The organism is Bacillus changyiensis, assembly GCF_027706145.1.
Lineage (GTDB): Bacteria > Bacillota > Bacilli > Bacillales > Bacillaceae > Bacillus > Bacillus changyiensis.
The window spans coordinates 96592-113712 of sequence record NZ_JAQFWW010000001.1 but is presented as its reverse complement, the minus strand read 5'-3'; the positions used below and the strand labels follow the sequence as shown (position 1 = coordinate 113712).

Below are 17121 nucleotides of genomic sequence, written 5' to 3'. Positions count from 1 at the left end.
TACCGAACCTCCCCCCTTTTACAATTCAAAATAAAAAAATGTCCACTTACAGTGAACATTTTAACATACAACACCTATCTCAACATTATTCTCTTGATTCACCGATGACACGGGAAAGTTTTTCTTCATTTAATTCATTGTATTCAAATGAAATAGAGTAGCCAACAAATAATCCATACAATAAGTAGATACAAAATGTTGTAATAACAGTTTCCCGTTTTAGTTCGGGAACAGTTTGAACATCTGGAAACATCGGATTAAACAGATAAAACACAATGACCCACAAAATGGCTCCGTATACAACACCCATCCACATGCCTTTCACCTGTTTGAAAATGCTGTAATACAGCAGTGCAGCCCCAATAGATATAACCCCGATTAGTAATATGCTAATGACCGTTCCAAGAAATTCACTTTTCCAGTCACCGAGGATAAACAGCTGAAGAATCATATTAGGGCTGACTTCTGAAAACTTCAAAAAATGGGTTAGCTCTCCTAAAGCACTCCAAAATACACCAGCGAAAAACCCAGTTGTAATGACTCTTCCACTAAAAGGTATAGGTTTTTCCCGTTTATTTTGTTCTAATTCTTCATCTTTCTTATTGTCTTCACTACTCATGTTATTATGTTCACCTCCATCTCCATTATGTCCAAAAATGGTAGTGTCAAAAATAAACGTTTTGACAGTTTTTTAATTCGATAAGTGTAAAAAATATGAAAACGGGTATACTTTTATTAGATTTGACGACGGTTGTTAATGAATTTCATGATTTTTTTCAAGCCATCGATCTAGAGGTTTCATCACTTTTCCTGTACAATAGGTGTAAGGAAATGGTTAATGAATTTAAAGATTGATACAGATAGGTTGATGCTTATGTCAAATCAGAAAAACCAACAGCAAGCATACGGTGGGCAGGCTGTTGTTGAAGGTGTTATGTTCGGAGGCAAACGCCACTATGTCACGGCGATTCGCAGAAAGGATCAAAGTATTGAATTTTTCAAACTGCCACGCAAATCAAATCCAACATTTGAAAAGTTAAAGAAAATTCCTTTTATTAGAGGAATTATCGCAATTATTGAAGCAAGCGCAAATGGAACCAAACATTTGAACTTTTCAAGTGAAAGATATGACCGTGATCCTGCGTTAGATGATCAGATCCAAGAAGAAAAACAGTCAAAACTGACAATGATCTTTGGCGTTGCTGTTATTGGAGTGCTTTCATTCCTATTCAGCAAATTTATATTCACCTTGGTTCCCGTCTTTTTAGCGGAATTGACTAGACCTATATTTCAGTCCGATGTTGCACAGATCATGATCGAGAGCTTATTTAAACTGGTTCTGCTGTTAAGCTATATTTACGCGATCTCGTGTACACCTTTTATTAAAAGGGTATTTCAGTATCACGGAGCTGAGCATAAGGTCATAAACTGTTATGAACAAAATTTGCCAATAACAGTTGAAAACGTTCAGCGTCAGTCAAGACTTCATTACAGATGTGGCAGCAGTTTTATTTTGTTTACTGTGATCGTGGGCATGTTTGTTTACTTGCTTGTTCCTACTGACCCTCTTTGGGTCCGCATTTTAAATAGAATTGCTCTGATACCAGTTGTTCTTGGTATTTCATTTGAAGTACTGCAGCTCACTAATAAAGTGAGAAATATTCCGGTGCTTAAAGTGCTGGGCTATCCAGGTCTATGGCTGCAGCTCTTAACAACAAAAGAGCCATCTGACGATCAGGTTGAGGTTGCAATTGAAAGTTTCAATGAACTTCTTGATATGGAGACCAAAGCAGAGGACGAACAGAAGGAACCTTCTCATATCGTAATATAGACTTTAACGAATTGGTTAATTTTTTGGGAGGTGGACAGTTATGAAGCAACGCGTACATCCAGTCTCAAGCTTAGTTATTGCGCTTGGTATTTTCGGTTTTGTTTATTTCGCAATTACAGAGCCAGGTCTTTTGCTCCAGTATATTTTCGTTACTGCCGCAGTCGGTGCGATCATTTACTTCGTGATCAAACGACTGAATAGTCGCAATATGGGAAATGAGGGAGCCGCTTTTAGAAAAGCAGCCAAACAATCAAACAAGCGTTTTCAGGATCATAAAAAACGCTCTGCGAAAAGCCGGGTCAATCATCTTAAGAGTGTACCGTCAGCCAATAAATCCAAACCTGGATTAATCAAAAAAAAGAACCATACCCAGCTGACAGTCATTGAAGGAAAAAAAAGCAAAAAGAAAAACAGAGCGCTTTTTTAATACGTCCACTGTTTCAAAAATATTTCTGTTCGTTTTTTCCCTAGCTCAATAAGAGCTAGTTTTTTTTCTTTTGAGACTGTAAACTCTGTTGATACGATTTCTTCAACAGGTAAAAAAATAATGTTGCGCTCGTGTTTGCTGGAGATATGTCTGGCATCATGGGCTTCTTTCATTGTCTCAAAAAGTGCTCCAAACAGTTCAAATGCATTATTGACGACATTTTTAGGCTTTTCCTTTATGTTCGGCATTAGAGTTACACCTAATACCGGCCGCTTTTTATCAGGAAAAAGCCAGATTGGAAAATTACTGAGCACTCCGCCATCTACAACCACGCTAACACCAGCCGATGATTTCAATTTGACAGGTTGGAAAAAATAAGGGATACTGCAGCTCATCCGCACAGCTCTTGCGACAGAAAAGCGATCAGGATTCAAACCGTATTTCGTTAAGTCGTCAGGAAGGACAATCATCCTTCCATTTGTTAAGTCAGAAGCAATCAGCTTTAGTTTTCCTTGTTCAAAGTCACCAAATACTGAAATACCTTTTGCTTTTAATTTTTCTTCTATCCAACTTTCCAGCTTATCCCCTTTATATAAGCCAAGTCGCCAATAAATTGAAACCCATTTTAAAATTTTCAAAGGGTAAAATGAATATCGCTGATCAAGGAGTTCAAGCTCATTTAATTCTTCTATTATTCGACGGATCTCAAGACTCGTATATCCAGCTGTTATGAATGATGCAATAATCGAACCTGCGCTCGTTCCAGCCAGCCTTTTAAAACGGAATCCTTTTTCTTCAAGTGTTTCATAGGCTCCCACAAGCGCTATCCCCTTCACTCCTCCACCTGAAAATACCCCGTCTATGTACATGTCGTTTCCTCCTCTTAAAAAGTTGGATCTAACACCATTCTAAGAAAAGGACAGAAAAAAAAGACCACAATAAAAAAGCCGCCGGATCATTCGGCAGCTACTTTCCTAGCGATTTTCTTGTTCATTTCTTTTTTGAACGCTTCTTAGTTCATCGATTCTTTTATGATCATCTTCAAAATATTGTACAAGATCTCCAATCCGATCAATGCTGTTCCAGCTTAAATGATGTTCTATTCCTTCCACATCATTGTAAATTCTCTCTTCTTCAACACCAATGATTCGTAAAAACTGTTCGAGTAATTCATGTCTGTAAACTAAACGCTTACCTATTTTTTTCCCTTTCGGCGTCAGTACAAGACCGCGATACTTTTCATATATCAAATATTCGTCTTTATCAAGTTTTTGAACCATTTTTGTAACGGAGGAGGGATGGACAGCTAAAGCTTCCGCTATATCTGAAACTCTGGCATATCCTTTTTCTTCTATCAGCATATAAATTTGTTCTATGTAGTCTTCCATACTCGGCGTTGTCATGAAACCCCTCCAAATCACACCTATTCAAATCACTACAAGTTTACACTATGAGCATGTAAAAAACAAGCAAACATAGATCTTTATCTTTTATAATTCCATTCATCTGACGCATATTTCTTTTCGGCTAAATCCCTGACAAATCTCATTTCTTCCTGTGTTAGTTCATAGGGCTGCAAATTGATGTTCAACCCTTTTTCAAATCCTTTTTTAAAAGCTAATACAGCTTCTTCTATGTTGACTTTTTGTGAGCTTAATTGATTAATGGCGACTGCTTTTTGTTTAAAGTTTCGCTGCAAGCGTTCTCTCACCCGATCATTTTTATAAAGAAACAAATCAAAGAGCATATCTTCATCCAAGTCAAGCAGAATTGACCCATGTTGGAGAATGACACCTTTTTGCCTTGTCTGAGCGCTACCTGCAACTTTTCTTCCTTCAACAACAAGCTCATACCATGACGGCGCGTCAAAACAGACTGATGATCTTGGGTTTTTCACACTTTGCTTTTCTTTTTCTGTTCTCGGAATCGCAAAGTAAGCCTCAAGCCCAAGCTCTCGAAAACCTTCAAGAACACCCTCAGAAATCACTCTATATGCTTCTGTTACCGTCTTAGGCATTTCCGGATGCTCTTCAGACACAATTACACTATAGGTGAGTTCTTGATCATGGAGAACACCTCTGCCGCCAGTTGGTCTTCTTACAAAGCCCAAATCGTATCTTTTGACAGCTTCTAGGTTGACCTCCTTTTCAATGTTTTGAAAATAACCGACAGAAAGTGTTGCCGGGTTCCAACCGTAAAATCGAATAGTCGGCGGAATCTGATGTTGGCTGTGCCAGTAAAGCAAAGCCTCATCAAGTGCCATATTAAAAGCTGGAGACTGTTTTCCTGAGTTAATAAAACGCCATGTTTCTTTTTCCATAACCTACCCTCTTTTTTTTTTCGTATAAAATTAGTCTATCATTCCTTGTTAAAATTGAAAATAAATTCGGCTAACTAGATGACATATCTCCGAGCCTTTACTATAATAGTACTTGTCTTAAGATAAAAACTAGCCCATCTTCCGGGATGATTTCAAAAGGAGTCGGATCAGATTGTCTATTAGCAATATTATCGTTTTCAGCATTTCCGCTGCACTGATTATTTACGCGGTGGTTTCATACATTTACCAGCAACGGATTATGAAAACCTTGTCAGAAGAAGAATTTCGAGCTGGTTATCGCAAGGCTCAGCTTATTGATGTACGCGAACCGAAAGAATTCGAAGGCGGTCATATTCTTGGAGCGAGAAATATTCCCCTTTCTCAACTGAAACAAAGGAAAGTGGAAATTCGCCCAGATAAGCCAGTTTATCTTTATTGTCAAAATAACATGAGAAGTGGGCGTGCCGCACAAACTTTAAAGAAGTACGGTTGTAAAGAAATCTACAACTTAAAAGGCGGCTTTAAAAAATGGGGCGGCAAAATTAAAACGAAAAAATAACGGAACAGCTATCTCAAATTGAGATGGCTGTTTTTGATGCTTTTGCTCTTAGAATTTCTTTCATGGCTAATTTGAAAGTCGTTTTATCATTTATTTGCGGTGTTTATTCTAGTATTTTCTAGAGAAAAAAGCCGGTGAATTTAGGATTCACCGGCTTTTCATTATTTTTTCAAATCTTCAATTGAGTTGATATCTTTCATATACTTCGGCACAACTAGTCCAATTTTTACACCTTTCATGCTGACACCGATATCTTCAAACTGACCTTTATATTTTTCAGCATATGCTTTGTGTGTTTGTGGTAACCATGCAGCAAGTGAAGCATCTACACTTCCCTTAGCAATCCCTGCCCACATTGGACCAGCTTCTATTTGACTAAGTGTCACTTTGTAACCTAAATCTTCAAGTACTTTACCGATAACATTTGTGCTGGCAATTTCACTATCCCATGCAACATAGCCAAGCTTAATTTCTTTGCCGTTTACTTTATCAACACCTTTTGTCCATTTTGCAACAAGGTCTTGATGTTTTTTCACAAAATTAGCTGCAGCTTCTTCCGGTTTTTTACCATCCTGAATAGCAAGCATGACTTCACCCATATCATCCTCTGTCCAACTGAACTGACTTAGCAATTTGTTGGCACCTGGATGATCTGCTTTAAACCCCGTACGTGTAATTGTATGAATTTCTTCTGCATCACCATATGAACCTTTCGGATCTTTCAAATACTTCAAGTCATATTTTGAAAACATCCAATGCGGTGTCCAACCAGTAATGATGATCGGATCTTTTTTATCGTAAGCCTTTTTTAAAGCAGCCGTCATCGCTGCACTTGATCCTTGAGTTAAAGTCCATTTGTTCAGATCATAGTCTTTTAATGCCTGCTCAGTTGCAGTCATAATCCCTGCACCAGGGTCAATACCTGTGATTTTATAGTTTACTTGTTCACCTACTGAAGCATCTTTATCAGTATTGTTTCCGCAAGCTACCAGACCTAACATGAGTGTTGCAGCAGCACCAATTCCAGCTATTTTTTTCCACATTATGCATTCCTCCTGTTTTTCTTCAATCTTATATTTTGTGTAATCCGGTCAAGCACAATTGCGATAATTACCATTGCTAGCCCGGTTTCTACACCGACCCCTGTTTTCACCTGTGTCACAGCGCGATATACTTTTTCTCCAAGTCCTGGTGCTCCGACCATTGAAGCGATAACCACCATTGACAATGCAAGCATAATACTTTGATTAATGCCGGCTAAAATCGTTTTGGTTGCAAGTGGTAACTGAACTTTGAAGAGTCGTTGGCTTGTTGTTGAACCAAATGCCTCTGTTGCTTCAATCAGATCTTTAGGTACTTGCTCGATGCCTAAAATCGTCATTCTAATTGTTGGAGGCATCGCAAAAATAACCGATGCAACAATACCTGGCACAACTCCGACGTTGAAAAAGAAAATCGCTGGTATCAAATAGACAAATGCTGGCATCGTCTGCATCAAATCGAGGATCGGTGTAACAATTCTTTGAACCATCTTCTTTTGTGAACCCCAAATACCAACCGGAATCCCGATGATGATCGAAATCAGAACAGATGTCAACACCAATGCCAAAGTTTGCAACATATCATGCCAATATCCTAAATAATCAATAATAGAAAAACCAAGTAAAGTAAAAAATGCAATACCTTTTTTACTAATTAGCCAAGCTAAAGCTGTAAAAATAATGATCAGGATCAATGGCTGAACTAATCCAAGTCCATCAACAATTGATTGATAAAATGTTTCCAGCCCTTCTGAAATACTGTTAAATATGCCTCCAAACGACATTGTCATCCAATCAACAAATTGATCAATCCAATCTGCTAAAGGAATTCTGGGAAGTGAAGATAAAGTAAACATGCTTAATTCACCTCCTGCATAACAGCTTCTTGTTTGTTAGCTGATTCTTGATGTGCATTAATATATTCGTCATTTCCAGCAAGAGCACCAATGAGGGCCCCCCTGACAATAATCCCTTTCATGCGATGTTTTTCATCAATGACAGCAATGGGAATGCTTGCATCTGATACCATTTCAAAAATATCGGTCAAAATCGTTTCTTGTTCGACAGTTTTGATGTCTGTTGAGATCACTTGATCAAGTGGTAAACCTTTCTCGGTCGCTTCCTTTGCTGTTGAAGCATCAATTGCTCCGATCAGGCGATTATGTTTATCCACAACATAAATTGAAGAAATACCTAAGTTTTTCATTAGTTCTAGTGCAACACGCGGTCCTTTATCAATTCGCACAGTTTCTGCACGTTTCATAATATGACCGGCTGTTAATACTTTAGATAAGTCCACATCTTCAACAAATTTCTCAACATATTCGTTTGATGGATTCATTAAAATTTCTTCAGGCGTACCGATTTGAACGATATTACCGTCTTTCATTAACGCAATACGATCACCAATCCGTAAGGCTTCATCAAGATCATGCGTAATAAAAATAATCGTTTTCCCAACAGATTCATGTAAGTCGAGCAACTCGTCCTGCATATTTTTACGAATTAACGGATCAAGAGCACTGAATGCTTCATCCATGAGCAGAATATCGGGATCATTTGTCAATGCGCGAGCAAGCCCAACACGTTGCTGCATGCCACCGCTTAGCTGGTTAGGATACTGGCTTTCATACCCTTCAAGACCGACGAGTTTAAGGGACTCTAGTGCCTTTTCTTGCCGCAAGCTTTTTTCAACACCTTGCAGTTCTAGCCCATACTCCGTATTTTCAAGGATTGTCCTGTGTGGGAACAAAGCGAAATTTTGGAAAACCATACTGATTTTTTTTCGTCGAACTTCTCGAAGCTGGTCTTTGGACATATTTGTTATCATGTCACCATCTATATAGATATTTCCAGCAGTCGGTTCAATCAATCGATTTAATAGCCGAACTAACGTTGACTTACCGCTCCCAGATAGACCCATGATGACAAATATCTCACCATCGTAAACATTAAATTCTGCTTGATTGACGCCAACGGTTGATCCGGTTTCTTTAAGGATCTCTTTTTTCGTTTTTCCGTCAGCAAGCATTTGTATCGCTTTTTTTGTGTGTTTACCAAAAACTTTGGATACTTTTTCTACTTTTATCTTAATTGGTTGTTCACCTACACTCATATTTTCCCTCCAGTATTTAAGCAATCCTTTATACCGTAACATTTATAAGGGATATCACACAAACTTCATATTTTCTTTAATTTGGTTTCATACCTTCATATACTTTCTTTGTGGCTTTCTAATCTTCTTTATACGGCTAAATGCTCTGTAATCCTCTATAATTAATGTACACCAGATATAAATTGATGACTTTTTAACTATTATTGCTGAAATAACTCGAATTATTTTAGTTATTTTAACCCATTATAAAGGTATTATTTTTTCTGGATACTTAATAAATAAGAGGAAACCAATCAATCGGTTTTTTGATTATTGGTTTCCCCTTTTATATGAAAGAAATCTTCAATGATTACTGAACGATCTTCTTTCATCAACCTTCTTTAACAAAGCGAAGCATAGGTTGGCGGGCCGCTTTTGTTTCATCCATTCGCTTAACAACCGTTGTGTGCGGAGCTTCTTGCACGATTTCAGGAGTTTCTTCCGCTTCTTTAGCAATTTGGATCATTGTATCGATAAAAGCGTCGAGCGTTTCTTTCGATTCAGTTTCTGTCGGTTCAATCATAATACATTCTTCAATATTAAGGGGAAAATAGATGGTTGGTGGATGGAAACCAAAATCCAAGATTCGTTTAGCGATATCTAATGTTCTCACCCCAAGTTTTTTCTGCCGCTTGCCAGATAAAACAAATTCATGTTTACAATGACAATCAAATGGCAAATCATAATACGGTGCTAATTTTCGCATCATATAATTTGCATTTAAAACAGCGTTTTCCGTAACCTCTTTCAGCCCATCAGGACCCATTGAACGAATGTATGTATACGCTCTTACATTAATACCGAAATTTCCGTAGTAAGGTTTAACTCTGCCAATTGATTGAGGACGATTTTTGTCAAATGTGTAATGGTCGTTTTGTTTCACTAATACAGGTTTAGGCAAAAACGGGATAAGCTCGTGTTTTACACCCACAGGACCAGATCCAGGCCCTCCACCTCCATGTGGACCTGTAAATGTTTTATGAAGGTTTAAGTGGACGACATCAAAGCCCATATCTCCAGGCCGTACTTTACTGAGAACAGCGTTTAGATTTGCTCCATCATAATACAGCTTTCCCCCATTTTCATGGACAATCTCGGCCATTTCTAAAATATTCTTTTCAAAGAGACCAAGTGTGTTCGGATTTGTCAGCATAAGAGCTGCTGTTTCTTCATTGACGACTCGTTTTAAGTCTTCTATATCAACAAGACCGTCAGCATTTGATTTGACAGTGACTGTTTCAAGTCCAGCAACTGTTACAGATGCCGGATTTGTACCATGAGCAGAATCTGGAACGATGACTTTTGTTCTTTTCACATCACCGTTTGCTTCATGAAAAGCACGGATCATCATCAGACCTGTCCACTCGCCATGCGCACCTGCTGCCGGTTGCAGTGTAACCTTATCCATTCCAGTGATTTCCTCTAGATGCTCACTCAAATCATATAAAAGTTCTAAAGCCCCTTGCACAGTATGTTCATCCTGAAGCGGATGGATAGCAGAAAAACCAGGAATTCTTGCGAGTTTTTCATTTAGTTTTGGATTGTATTTCATCGTACATGAACCAAGTGGATAAAAACCCGAGTCCACACCATGGTTGCGGTTTGATAGTGCTGTATAATGCCGCATAATATCAAGCTCAGATACTTCCGGCAACTGTGCTGGTTCAGTTCTCTGATATGTTTCATCAAGAAGGCTTGATAGATCTGTTTCAGGGACATCAAGTTTTGGCAGACTGTAACCAATCCGCCCTTCTTTTGATACTTCAAAAATAAGCGATTGCTCCTGATTATTCATGACCATCCCCCAATTCCTTGATGAGTGTTTCAATTTCATTTTTTGTTCTAAGCTCTGTAACAGCGATCAGCATATGGTTTTCTAAATCGGGAAATGTCTTACTTAAGTCATATCCACCAATGATTTCTTTTTTAAGAAGACGTTCGTTTGCTTTGCTGATAGGTTCGTTTAGCTTAACAACAAATTCGTTAAACATCGGACCATGATAAACAACTTCAAGACCTGCCTGTTGAGCAGCTTGTTTGGCATATGCTGCTTTTTGAATATTTTGCCAAGCGATTTCCTTGATACCGTTTTTGCCGAGTGCTGTCATGGCTACTGAAGCAGCAAGTGCATTAAGGGCTTGGTTAGAGCAAATATTTGAAGTCGCTTTATCACGCCTGATATGTTGTTCCCTAGCCTGAAGTGTTAAGACAAAGCCTCTCTTGCCATTTTCATCTTCAGTCTGGCCGACTAGACGTCCAGGAACCTTTCTCATCAGTTTTTTTGTAACAGCGAAAAAGCCGCAATGTGGTCCTCCAAAAGATGCTGGAATTCCAAATGGCTGTGCATCTCCAATCACAATATCAGCGCCAAATCTTCCTGGGGGCGCTAGAATCCCTAGAGCTAACGGGTTGACAGATACGACAAACATGCTTTTTCCTTTGTGAGCAATGGGGTCAATTTCTTTCAACGGTTCAATCTGCCCAAAAAAGTTCGGATATTGGACGATCACAGCAGCAGTTTCATCACAAACTGCTTGATGAAGAGCGTCCAAATCTGTTATTCCATTTTTTGAACGCACTTCAACCACATCGATGTACTGCCCTTTTGCATATGTTTTCAAAACCTCTCGGGATTCTGGATGGACGGTTTCAGACACAACGATTTTTTTCTTTTTCGTCTGTCCTGCGGCAAGCATCGCTGCTTCTGCCAATGCTGTTCCACCATCGTACATCGATGAATTGCTGATATCCATGCCTGTTAACTCACAAATCATGGTCTGAAATTCAAAAATGGCTTGGAGTTCCCCTTGAGAAATCTCAGGCTGATATGGTGTATATGCTGTATAAAACTCAGACCTCGATATGACATGATCAACAATAACGGGCTGATAATGATCATAGACACCTGCTCCCAAAAATGAAGCGTATGCGTCTGCATGTTTATTTTTAGCAGCAAGCTTTTGCAACTCTTTCGTCAGTTCTGTCTCAGATTTTGCTTGTTTTATCCGATATTCGCCTTTAAATCTGACCTTCTCAGGTATATCTGAGAAAAGATCATCAATTTGATTGACTCCGATCGCCTCAAGCATGTCTTTTTTATCTTGAGTGGTTGTTGGCAGGTAACGGTGCTTCATCGTCATTCTCCTTTCAAGACGTTTGTCGTTTATAAAATGGGGTTTTTACAATTTTGGCTTTCAGCCGCTTTTTCCTGACTTCCACTTCAACTACTGTGTCAATCTCAGTAGCTTCTATATTCAACATGGCAAGACCAACATTTTTTTTCAAAGTGGGCGACTGTGTGCCGGTTGTTACCTCACCGATTTTTTCATTTTGATAAAAAACAGCATATCCGTGCCGCGGAATTCCTTTATCAATCATTTCAAGTCCGACCAGCTTTCTGTCCACCCCATTTTGTTTTTGACTGGCCAAAACAGACTTCCCAAAAAAATCAGATTTTTTATTTGTTTTTACGACAAAACCAATACCAGCCTCAATCGGTGTAATTTCTTGCGTCAATTCTTGTCCGTATAAGGGTAGATTTGCTTCAAAGCGGAGGGTGTCTCTTGCGCCAAGACCGCACGGTACTAATCCGTCATTTTTGCCGGTTTCGAGAAGAAGTTTCCAAATGGAAGGAGCGTCTTGATTTTGACAATAGATTTCAAATCCATCCTCACCTGTATACCCAGTTCTCGAGATAAGTGCTCGCACACTTCCGATTTCTACACAATCTTGAAATGTAAACGGTTTTATCTTAGCGATGTCTACCTTTGTCACTTGTTGTAAAATATGCTCAGCTTTTGGTCCCTGCAAAGCGAGTAAACAAATGTCATCAGACATGTTCTTGATTGCAACATCCCCTTCAGCATGACGTGTCATCCATTCGATATCTTTATGAATATTGGCTGCATTCAAAACAAGTAAATAGTGATTGTCTCCCTTGTGATAAACGAGAAGGTCGTCAATCGTCCCGCCATTTTCATTACACATCACTGTATATTGGACGCGTCCTTTTTTTAATGTATGAACATCACTAGTCAACAGCTTCTGTAAAAATTCAAGGCTGTTTTCTCCAGTAACCTCCACTTCCCCCATATGTGAAACATCAAATAGCCCAGCGTTTGTTCTTACCGCTTCATGTTCTTCTTTAATTGAAGAAAAACGAACCGGTAGCTCCCAACCGCCAAAATCAATCATTTTCCCGCCATAATTTTGATAAAGATCAAATAAAGGCGTTCGTTTCAACATGTTGCTTCCCCCTTTGCTTTTTATAAAAATTTGTTAATCATCAGAAAACGCAAAAAATTTCAATAATAGACCACAAAAAAGGACAGAGAACCCCCCCTTTGAATTGGTTTTGGGTTCTCTGTCCTGGCACCTGAAAGTTTACTTTGCATAAAAGCAAAGGCGTCCCCTTTGGTGGTTTGCTCGTCATGATGATTATACAAACGCTCTCCAGAGTTGCGTCAAGCAAGAGTTCTTTTGCCTGAGAGATTCACGATCTTCGAAAGTTTGCTCCTTCGGCGCCTACTAAAGGTCTCTCCCCTTGCTATCATTCGCTCATATTCATGTCATTTATTGGACATACTAAATAAAGCTTATGTATTTTCATGATGATCTACAATTATCCTACCATCACTCATCTGATTGGGCAACAGAAAAAACATTTAGACTTAAAAGAGGAGGAAGGTGGCATTTATGATGAAACCAGATATCCATTTTGATCATGAGTGGCCGGCACAGTTTGCTCAACACCTTGATCAGGACGGCCCATGGGCGAATTGGGAGCTCTACAAATTATCATGTGAAGTGCAAAAACGGCTGTCGATTCCATCCTTTAAAGGGTTGCAGGCTCCATATCATTTGCCTGACTTCACCCCTCTCCCACATCAGCTTGAAGTGGCCCAAAAAGTCATTGAACAAATGAATGGAAAAGCTATTTTAGCTGATGAAGTCGGACTTGGAAAAACCATTGAAGCCGGATTAATTTTAAAAGAATACATGATTAGAGGACTGGCAAAGAAAATTCTTATTCTTGCACCAGCTTCCCTTGTTTCACAGTGGGTCAAAGAACTACGTGAAAGGTTTTTAATTCCAGCTGTTGAACAGAAAAAACATTATGTATGGGAGCAATGTGATGTTGTCGTCTCTTCTCTTGATACAGCGAAAAGATCTCCACATCGTGAGACCGTTCTCTCCATTCAATATGATGTCGTAATTATTGATGAAGCTCACAAACTAAAAAACAGCAAAACAAAAAACTATGAACTTGTTCGTCATTTAAAGAAGAAATATTGCCTGATGCTTACAGCAACACCTATTCAAAATAAGATAGACGAAATTTTCAACCTTGTATCCCTTTTAAAACCGGGGCACCTAGGCAATGAAAGTAATTTTAATAAAGATTATTCAAAAAAGAACGGCTCTGCTGAAGCACACGAACATTTAAAAACATTAATTAACAAAGTGATGATCAGAAACAGACGGCACGATACTGGGATCGCTTGGACAAATCGCCATGTTGAAACTGTGCCCATCTCGTTTTCACCGACTGAGCAGGCTTTATATCATGAGATTAAAAATTTAAAACAGGATCACCTTCATTCGTCAAGTATGTTTTCCATTATGACACTTGAACGAGAATGCTGTTCTAGCCGAGAGGCAGTTTATATGACTTTAAAAAATATGCTTGATCGAAAAAACCAAGAAGCTCCGATAATCGAAGAAACAATAATTCATGACTTGATTGAAAAAGTGAATGAGGTTACCCAAAACTCCAAAGCAATGAGAACACTAGAACTGATCCAAGAGCTTAATGACAAAGTGATTATTTTTACAGAATACAGAGCAACACAAATATACCTTCAGTGGTTTCTTCAACAAAACGGAATCAGCTCTGTACCCTTTAGAGGGGGTTTTAAGAGAGGAAAGAAAGACTGGATGAAAGAACTGTTCAAGAACAAAGTTCAAGTGCTCATCGCAACAGAAGCTGGTGGTGAAGGGATCAACCTTCAGTTTTGCAATAAAATTATCAACTATGACTTACCGTGGAATCCAATGCGTCTTGAACAAAGAATCGGCCGGATTCACCGTCTCGGTCAAAAACGAGATGTTTTTATTTACAATATGACAACTAAACATACGGTAGAAGAACATATTTTAAAGCTTCTTTATGAAAAAATCGACTTGTTTGAAAAAGTAGTTGGTGATTTAGATGATATTTTAACAAAAGTAGAGGTCGGCAATTTTGAAGAGCACTTGCATGATATCCTTTTCTATTCGACTACAGATGAGGAAATGAAAGTTAAAATGGAAAACCTGACTTCATTCATTTCTTATGGGAATAAAACGGTTTCAGATTACAAACAGACTGGAGGCTAACAGATGAGACAGGATGACATCTACCGGTTTTTAGAACACTTTTTCGAAGCGACTGGTTGCACGATTACAGATAAAAGTAGCGCTCATTTAACTGTTCAACTGACGGCTGAGGTCGATAAACAAATCATGAACAGACCCTTTTACTGGCACTGGCTCGAAAAAACAGGTGGTCAGCCGGATCCAATGAAAATTACGCTTATTACAAATGAAAAACAAGCTCCGGCAAATATAGAAGGAGACTTTATTCATTTTGGTTCACCTAGACTATTCCAAATCTTTCAGACCGTTAAGAGAAAAGGAAGATTTATTCGTCTCTATGAAAAAGTTCGTTCAAATGGCTTGCAAATCCCCCTTGAACCATGGCTCGGTGTAAATGTGACAATCTCTTACCAATCAGACCTGAAAAAAGATAAGCTTTTGTCTTGTGGTCTCCATCTAATCAACGGAGAACTCAGAGAAGGGTTTCAAGATGACCTAGAGGACTTTTTACTCACAACACAGATCTCTGATTATTGTTACACGATATCACCATTAATTAAACCGGAAAGCGGCATCAAACGACTCGAATATTATATCGAACAAGTGGCCAGAGATGAGCCGCTTGATTGGGCAGAAGCTGCCCTTAAAAGATGGAATGATGACCTTTCACTCCTCAATCAATTTTATGAGGAGGTAGAAGAAAAACCGCAAGAATACAAAATCGAAAAAAAAGCACTTCAGACATTATACGAACCAAAAATTAAAATTAAGATTGAAAATGGAGGATTATTTTATTTACAAAAAAAACAATTAAGTTAATTTTATTCATTCGACAAAATTCTCCAATTTATTTATGGATCAAGCATTATAATAGAAGATGGAGACTTAAAAATTCTTGATGACAACACGATCGACTGAAATACATGACAAAAGTATTTTGGGAGGGGAAATGTGTGATGAGAACTCATAAGGAAGAATTGGATATGGAATGGGTGAAATTAATTCATGACGCACTTAATGATGGGATTAGTCCAGAAGAAATACGAACTTTTCTCCAATTAGGAAAGAAGTCATCGAAATCTTCCATATCAATTGAAACAAGTCATTCAATAAATCCTTTCTGAATGTGCTATAATATCGAAAGGAAGGTGATGACATTGATTGGCCAGCGTATTAAACAATATCGTAAAGAAAAAGGCTACTCACTATCTGAACTAGCTGAAAAGGCTGGGGTAGCGAAGTCTTATTTAAGTTCTATAGAAAGAAATTTACAAACAAACCCCTCCATTCAATTTCTAGAAAAAGTCTCCGCTGTTCTGGACGTCTCGGTTCATACCCTGCTTGATGAAAAAGATGAAACCGAATACGATGGTCAATTAGATAGTGAATGGGAAAAGTTAGTTCGTGATGCAATGGCATCAGGGGTATCTAAAAAACAATTCCGTGAATTTTTAGACTATCAAAAATGGAAAAAAAGACAGGAAAAGGAGTAAGGAGTTTTCTTACTCTTTTTGGTTTTTTCTATCATTATATTACAAATAAAACCATAATAAAAAACGGATCTGAATGATCCGTTTTTTAAGTAGAACTTTATTATTTGTCTTCACTGTGAGCTTTTTCGTTCTCTTTAACATACCCATTTTCATCAGCATGTTTTTTACCATCGATTGTCAAGCCATTCCATTGAGTAGCTTCGAATGAGAAGTCAAGCTCTACAGAGTCACCTTGATATTTGTTTTGCAACATTCTGCCTTCGCTGTCTGTTGCTTTATCATTGACAAATTCAATGACCATTTCGACTTTATCGAAATCATATGGATCTTTTGGTACACCATCATATTCAGGTGCAGTTTTTCCTTTAATTGTTGCTACATTGATTTTACCATTTTCATGTAAGAAACCTGGTGCAATATGTTTTTTAACTTTATCATATGCAGCTTTATCTTCTTTAGCAGACGCATTGTATAGATCATAAAGGTTAGCAGAATCTAAAATGATGTTTTTCGGATAACCGTTTCCACCTTCAAGACCTACTGTCAATACGCTAACTTTAAATTGTTTAAGGAAGTCTTCAGCAGAGTTTTTACCGCCGTTTTTCGCTTTTCCATCAACAAAGTTTTTGTAGCCCATTTTCATTAAAACTTCTTTAATAGCCAATGTGCCATCATTTTTGAATGTAAATTCTTTTTTGAATTTATCACCCGGTTTGAGGTTAGACAAGCTTACTCTAGCTGATGTATCTTGAGCATTTAAGTCAAGCTCTCCAGCTGCGTAAGTTGCATGAGTTGTTTCAATATCGTTGAAAGCAGCCCATGTTCCTCCACCTACTAATGCAAGACCTAGCGCAGCAGATGCAACTCCTAATCCAATCTTTTTCTTTGTTCCCATGATAACTCCTCCTTTTATAATGAAAAGTTTACTATATATGGAGA

General features: G+C 38.3%; 18 protein-coding genes and 1 riboswitch. Of the genes, 7 read left to right on the top strand and 11 right to left on the bottom strand.

Annotated features, from left to right (window positions below):
• Nucleotides 1–85 precede the first annotated feature (85 nt).
• Nucleotides 86–619 (bottom strand): YqhR family membrane protein, encoded by a 534-nt coding sequence (locus tag PDT38_RS00645; RefSeq protein ID WP_270798237.1) that lies wholly within the window; start codon nucleotides 617–619, stop codon nucleotides 86–88.
• Nucleotides 620–874: 255 nt separating this feature from the next.
• On the opposite strand from PDT38_RS00645, the gene PDT38_RS00640 reads away from it, so the two are divergent.
• Nucleotides 875–1831 carry a DUF1385 domain-containing protein gene (locus tag PDT38_RS00640; RefSeq protein ID WP_270800074.1) on the top strand — a complete coding sequence of 319 codons (957 nt, stop codon included), beginning with the start codon at nucleotides 875–877 and terminating at the stop codon, nucleotides 1829–1831.
• A 40-nt stretch (nucleotides 1832–1871) separates the two neighbouring features.
• The gene (locus PDT38_RS00635) at nucleotides 1872–2258 is read left to right on the top strand and encodes an SA1362 family protein (protein WP_270798235.1); all 387 of its coding nucleotides are present in this window, start codon (nucleotides 1872–1874) and stop codon (nucleotides 2256–2258) included.
• Here the strand turns inward: PDT38_RS00635 and PDT38_RS00630 are convergent.
• The 3 genes from PDT38_RS00630 to PDT38_RS00620 form a co-directional block, all read right to left on the bottom strand.
• A complete protein-coding gene (locus PDT38_RS00630) occupies nucleotides 2255–3127 on the bottom strand; it encodes a patatin-like phospholipase family protein (RefSeq protein ID WP_270798234.1) in 873 nt (290 codons plus the stop codon). The genes PDT38_RS00635 and PDT38_RS00630 overlap by 4 nt on opposite strands.
• Before the next feature lie 105 nt (nucleotides 3128–3232).
• A complete protein-coding gene (gene mntR, locus PDT38_RS00625; protein ID WP_270798232.1) occupies nucleotides 3233–3661 on the bottom strand; it encodes a transcriptional regulator MntR in 429 nt (142 codons plus the stop codon).
• An 80-nt stretch (nucleotides 3662–3741) separates the two neighbouring features.
• A complete protein-coding gene (locus tag PDT38_RS00620) occupies nucleotides 3742–4578 on the bottom strand; it encodes a lipoate--protein ligase family protein (protein WP_270798231.1) in 837 nt (278 codons plus the stop codon).
• 178 nt (nucleotides 4579–4756) lie between these two features.
• Between PDT38_RS00620 and PDT38_RS00615 the strand changes: the two genes are divergently transcribed.
• Nucleotides 4757–5137: a rhodanese-like domain-containing protein gene (locus PDT38_RS00615; RefSeq protein ID WP_270800073.1), complete on the top strand. Its 381-nt coding sequence runs from the start codon at nucleotides 4757–4759 to the stop codon at nucleotides 5135–5137.
• A 161-nt stretch (nucleotides 5138–5298) separates the two neighbouring features.
• On the opposite strand, the gene PDT38_RS00610 is transcribed toward PDT38_RS00615, so the two are convergent.
• From PDT38_RS00610 to gcvT, 6 genes are all read right to left on the bottom strand, one after another.
• The gene (locus tag PDT38_RS00610; RefSeq protein ID WP_270798230.1) at nucleotides 5299–6180 is read right to left on the bottom strand and encodes a glycine betaine ABC transporter substrate-binding protein; all 882 of its coding nucleotides are present in this window, start codon (nucleotides 6178–6180) and stop codon (nucleotides 5299–5301) included.
• A complete protein-coding gene (locus PDT38_RS00605; protein WP_270798229.1) occupies nucleotides 6180–7034 on the bottom strand; it encodes an ABC transporter permease in 855 nt (284 codons plus the stop codon). Before PDT38_RS00605 ends, PDT38_RS00610 begins: the two co-directional genes overlap by 1 nt.
• A 2-nt stretch (nucleotides 7035–7036) precedes the next feature.
• Nucleotides 7037–8293: a glycine/proline betaine ABC transporter ATP-binding protein OpuAA gene (gene opuAA / locus PDT38_RS00600; RefSeq protein WP_270798228.1), complete on the bottom strand. Its 1257-nt coding sequence runs from the start codon at nucleotides 8291–8293 to the stop codon at nucleotides 7037–7039.
• 370 nt (nucleotides 8294–8663) lie between these two features.
• Complete coding sequence (gene gcvPB / locus PDT38_RS00595; RefSeq protein ID WP_270798227.1) at nucleotides 8664–10127, bottom strand: aminomethyl-transferring glycine dehydrogenase subunit GcvPB; 1464 nt, start codon at nucleotides 10125–10127, stop codon at nucleotides 8664–8666.
• Complete coding sequence (gene gcvPA, locus PDT38_RS00590; protein WP_270798226.1) at nucleotides 10120–11466, bottom strand: aminomethyl-transferring glycine dehydrogenase subunit GcvPA; 1347 nt, start codon at nucleotides 11464–11466, stop codon at nucleotides 10120–10122. Before gcvPA ends, gcvPB begins: the two co-directional genes overlap by 8 nt.
• Before the next feature lie 13 nt (nucleotides 11467–11479).
• Entirely contained in the window at nucleotides 11480–12577 is a 1098-nt protein-coding gene (gene gcvT / locus PDT38_RS00585; protein ID WP_270798225.1) for a glycine cleavage system aminomethyltransferase GcvT, read from the bottom strand.
• A 216-nt stretch (nucleotides 12578–12793) separates the two neighbouring features.
• A riboswitch (glycine riboswitch) is annotated at nucleotides 12794–12885 on the bottom strand.
• A gap of 145 nt (nucleotides 12886–13030) precedes the next feature.
• Here gcvT and PDT38_RS00580 point away from each other — a divergent pair.
• The 4 genes from PDT38_RS00580 to sinR all read left to right on the top strand — a co-directional run bounded on the left by PDT38_RS00580 (nucleotide 13031) and on the right by sinR (nucleotide 16182).
• Nucleotides 13031–14710: a DEAD/DEAH box helicase gene (locus PDT38_RS00580; RefSeq protein WP_270800072.1), complete on the top strand. Its 1680-nt coding sequence runs from the start codon at nucleotides 13031–13033 to the stop codon at nucleotides 14708–14710.
• Nucleotides 14711–14713: 3 nt separating this feature from the next.
• Entirely contained in the window at nucleotides 14714–15508 is a 795-nt protein-coding gene (locus PDT38_RS00575; protein WP_270798224.1) for a YqhG family protein, read from the top strand.
• A 137-nt stretch (nucleotides 15509–15645) separates the two neighbouring features.
• Nucleotides 15646–15813 (top strand): anti-repressor SinI, encoded by a 168-nt coding sequence (sinI, locus tag PDT38_RS00570; protein WP_270798223.1) that lies wholly within the window; start codon nucleotides 15646–15648, stop codon nucleotides 15811–15813.
• 33 nt (nucleotides 15814–15846) lie between these two features.
• On the top strand, nucleotides 15847–16182 hold the full coding sequence (sinR, locus tag PDT38_RS00565; protein ID WP_270800070.1) for a transcriptional regulator SinR: 336 nt from the start codon (nucleotides 15847–15849) through the stop codon (nucleotides 16180–16182).
• Nucleotides 16183–16282: 100 nt separating this feature from the next.
• Here sinR and tasA read toward each other — a convergent pair whose 3' ends face one another.
• Nucleotides 16283–17077: a biofilm matrix protein TasA gene (tasA, locus tag PDT38_RS00560; RefSeq protein WP_270798222.1), complete on the bottom strand. Its 795-nt coding sequence runs from the start codon at nucleotides 17075–17077 to the stop codon at nucleotides 16283–16285.
• Between the last annotated feature and the right edge of the window lie 44 nt (nucleotides 17078–17121).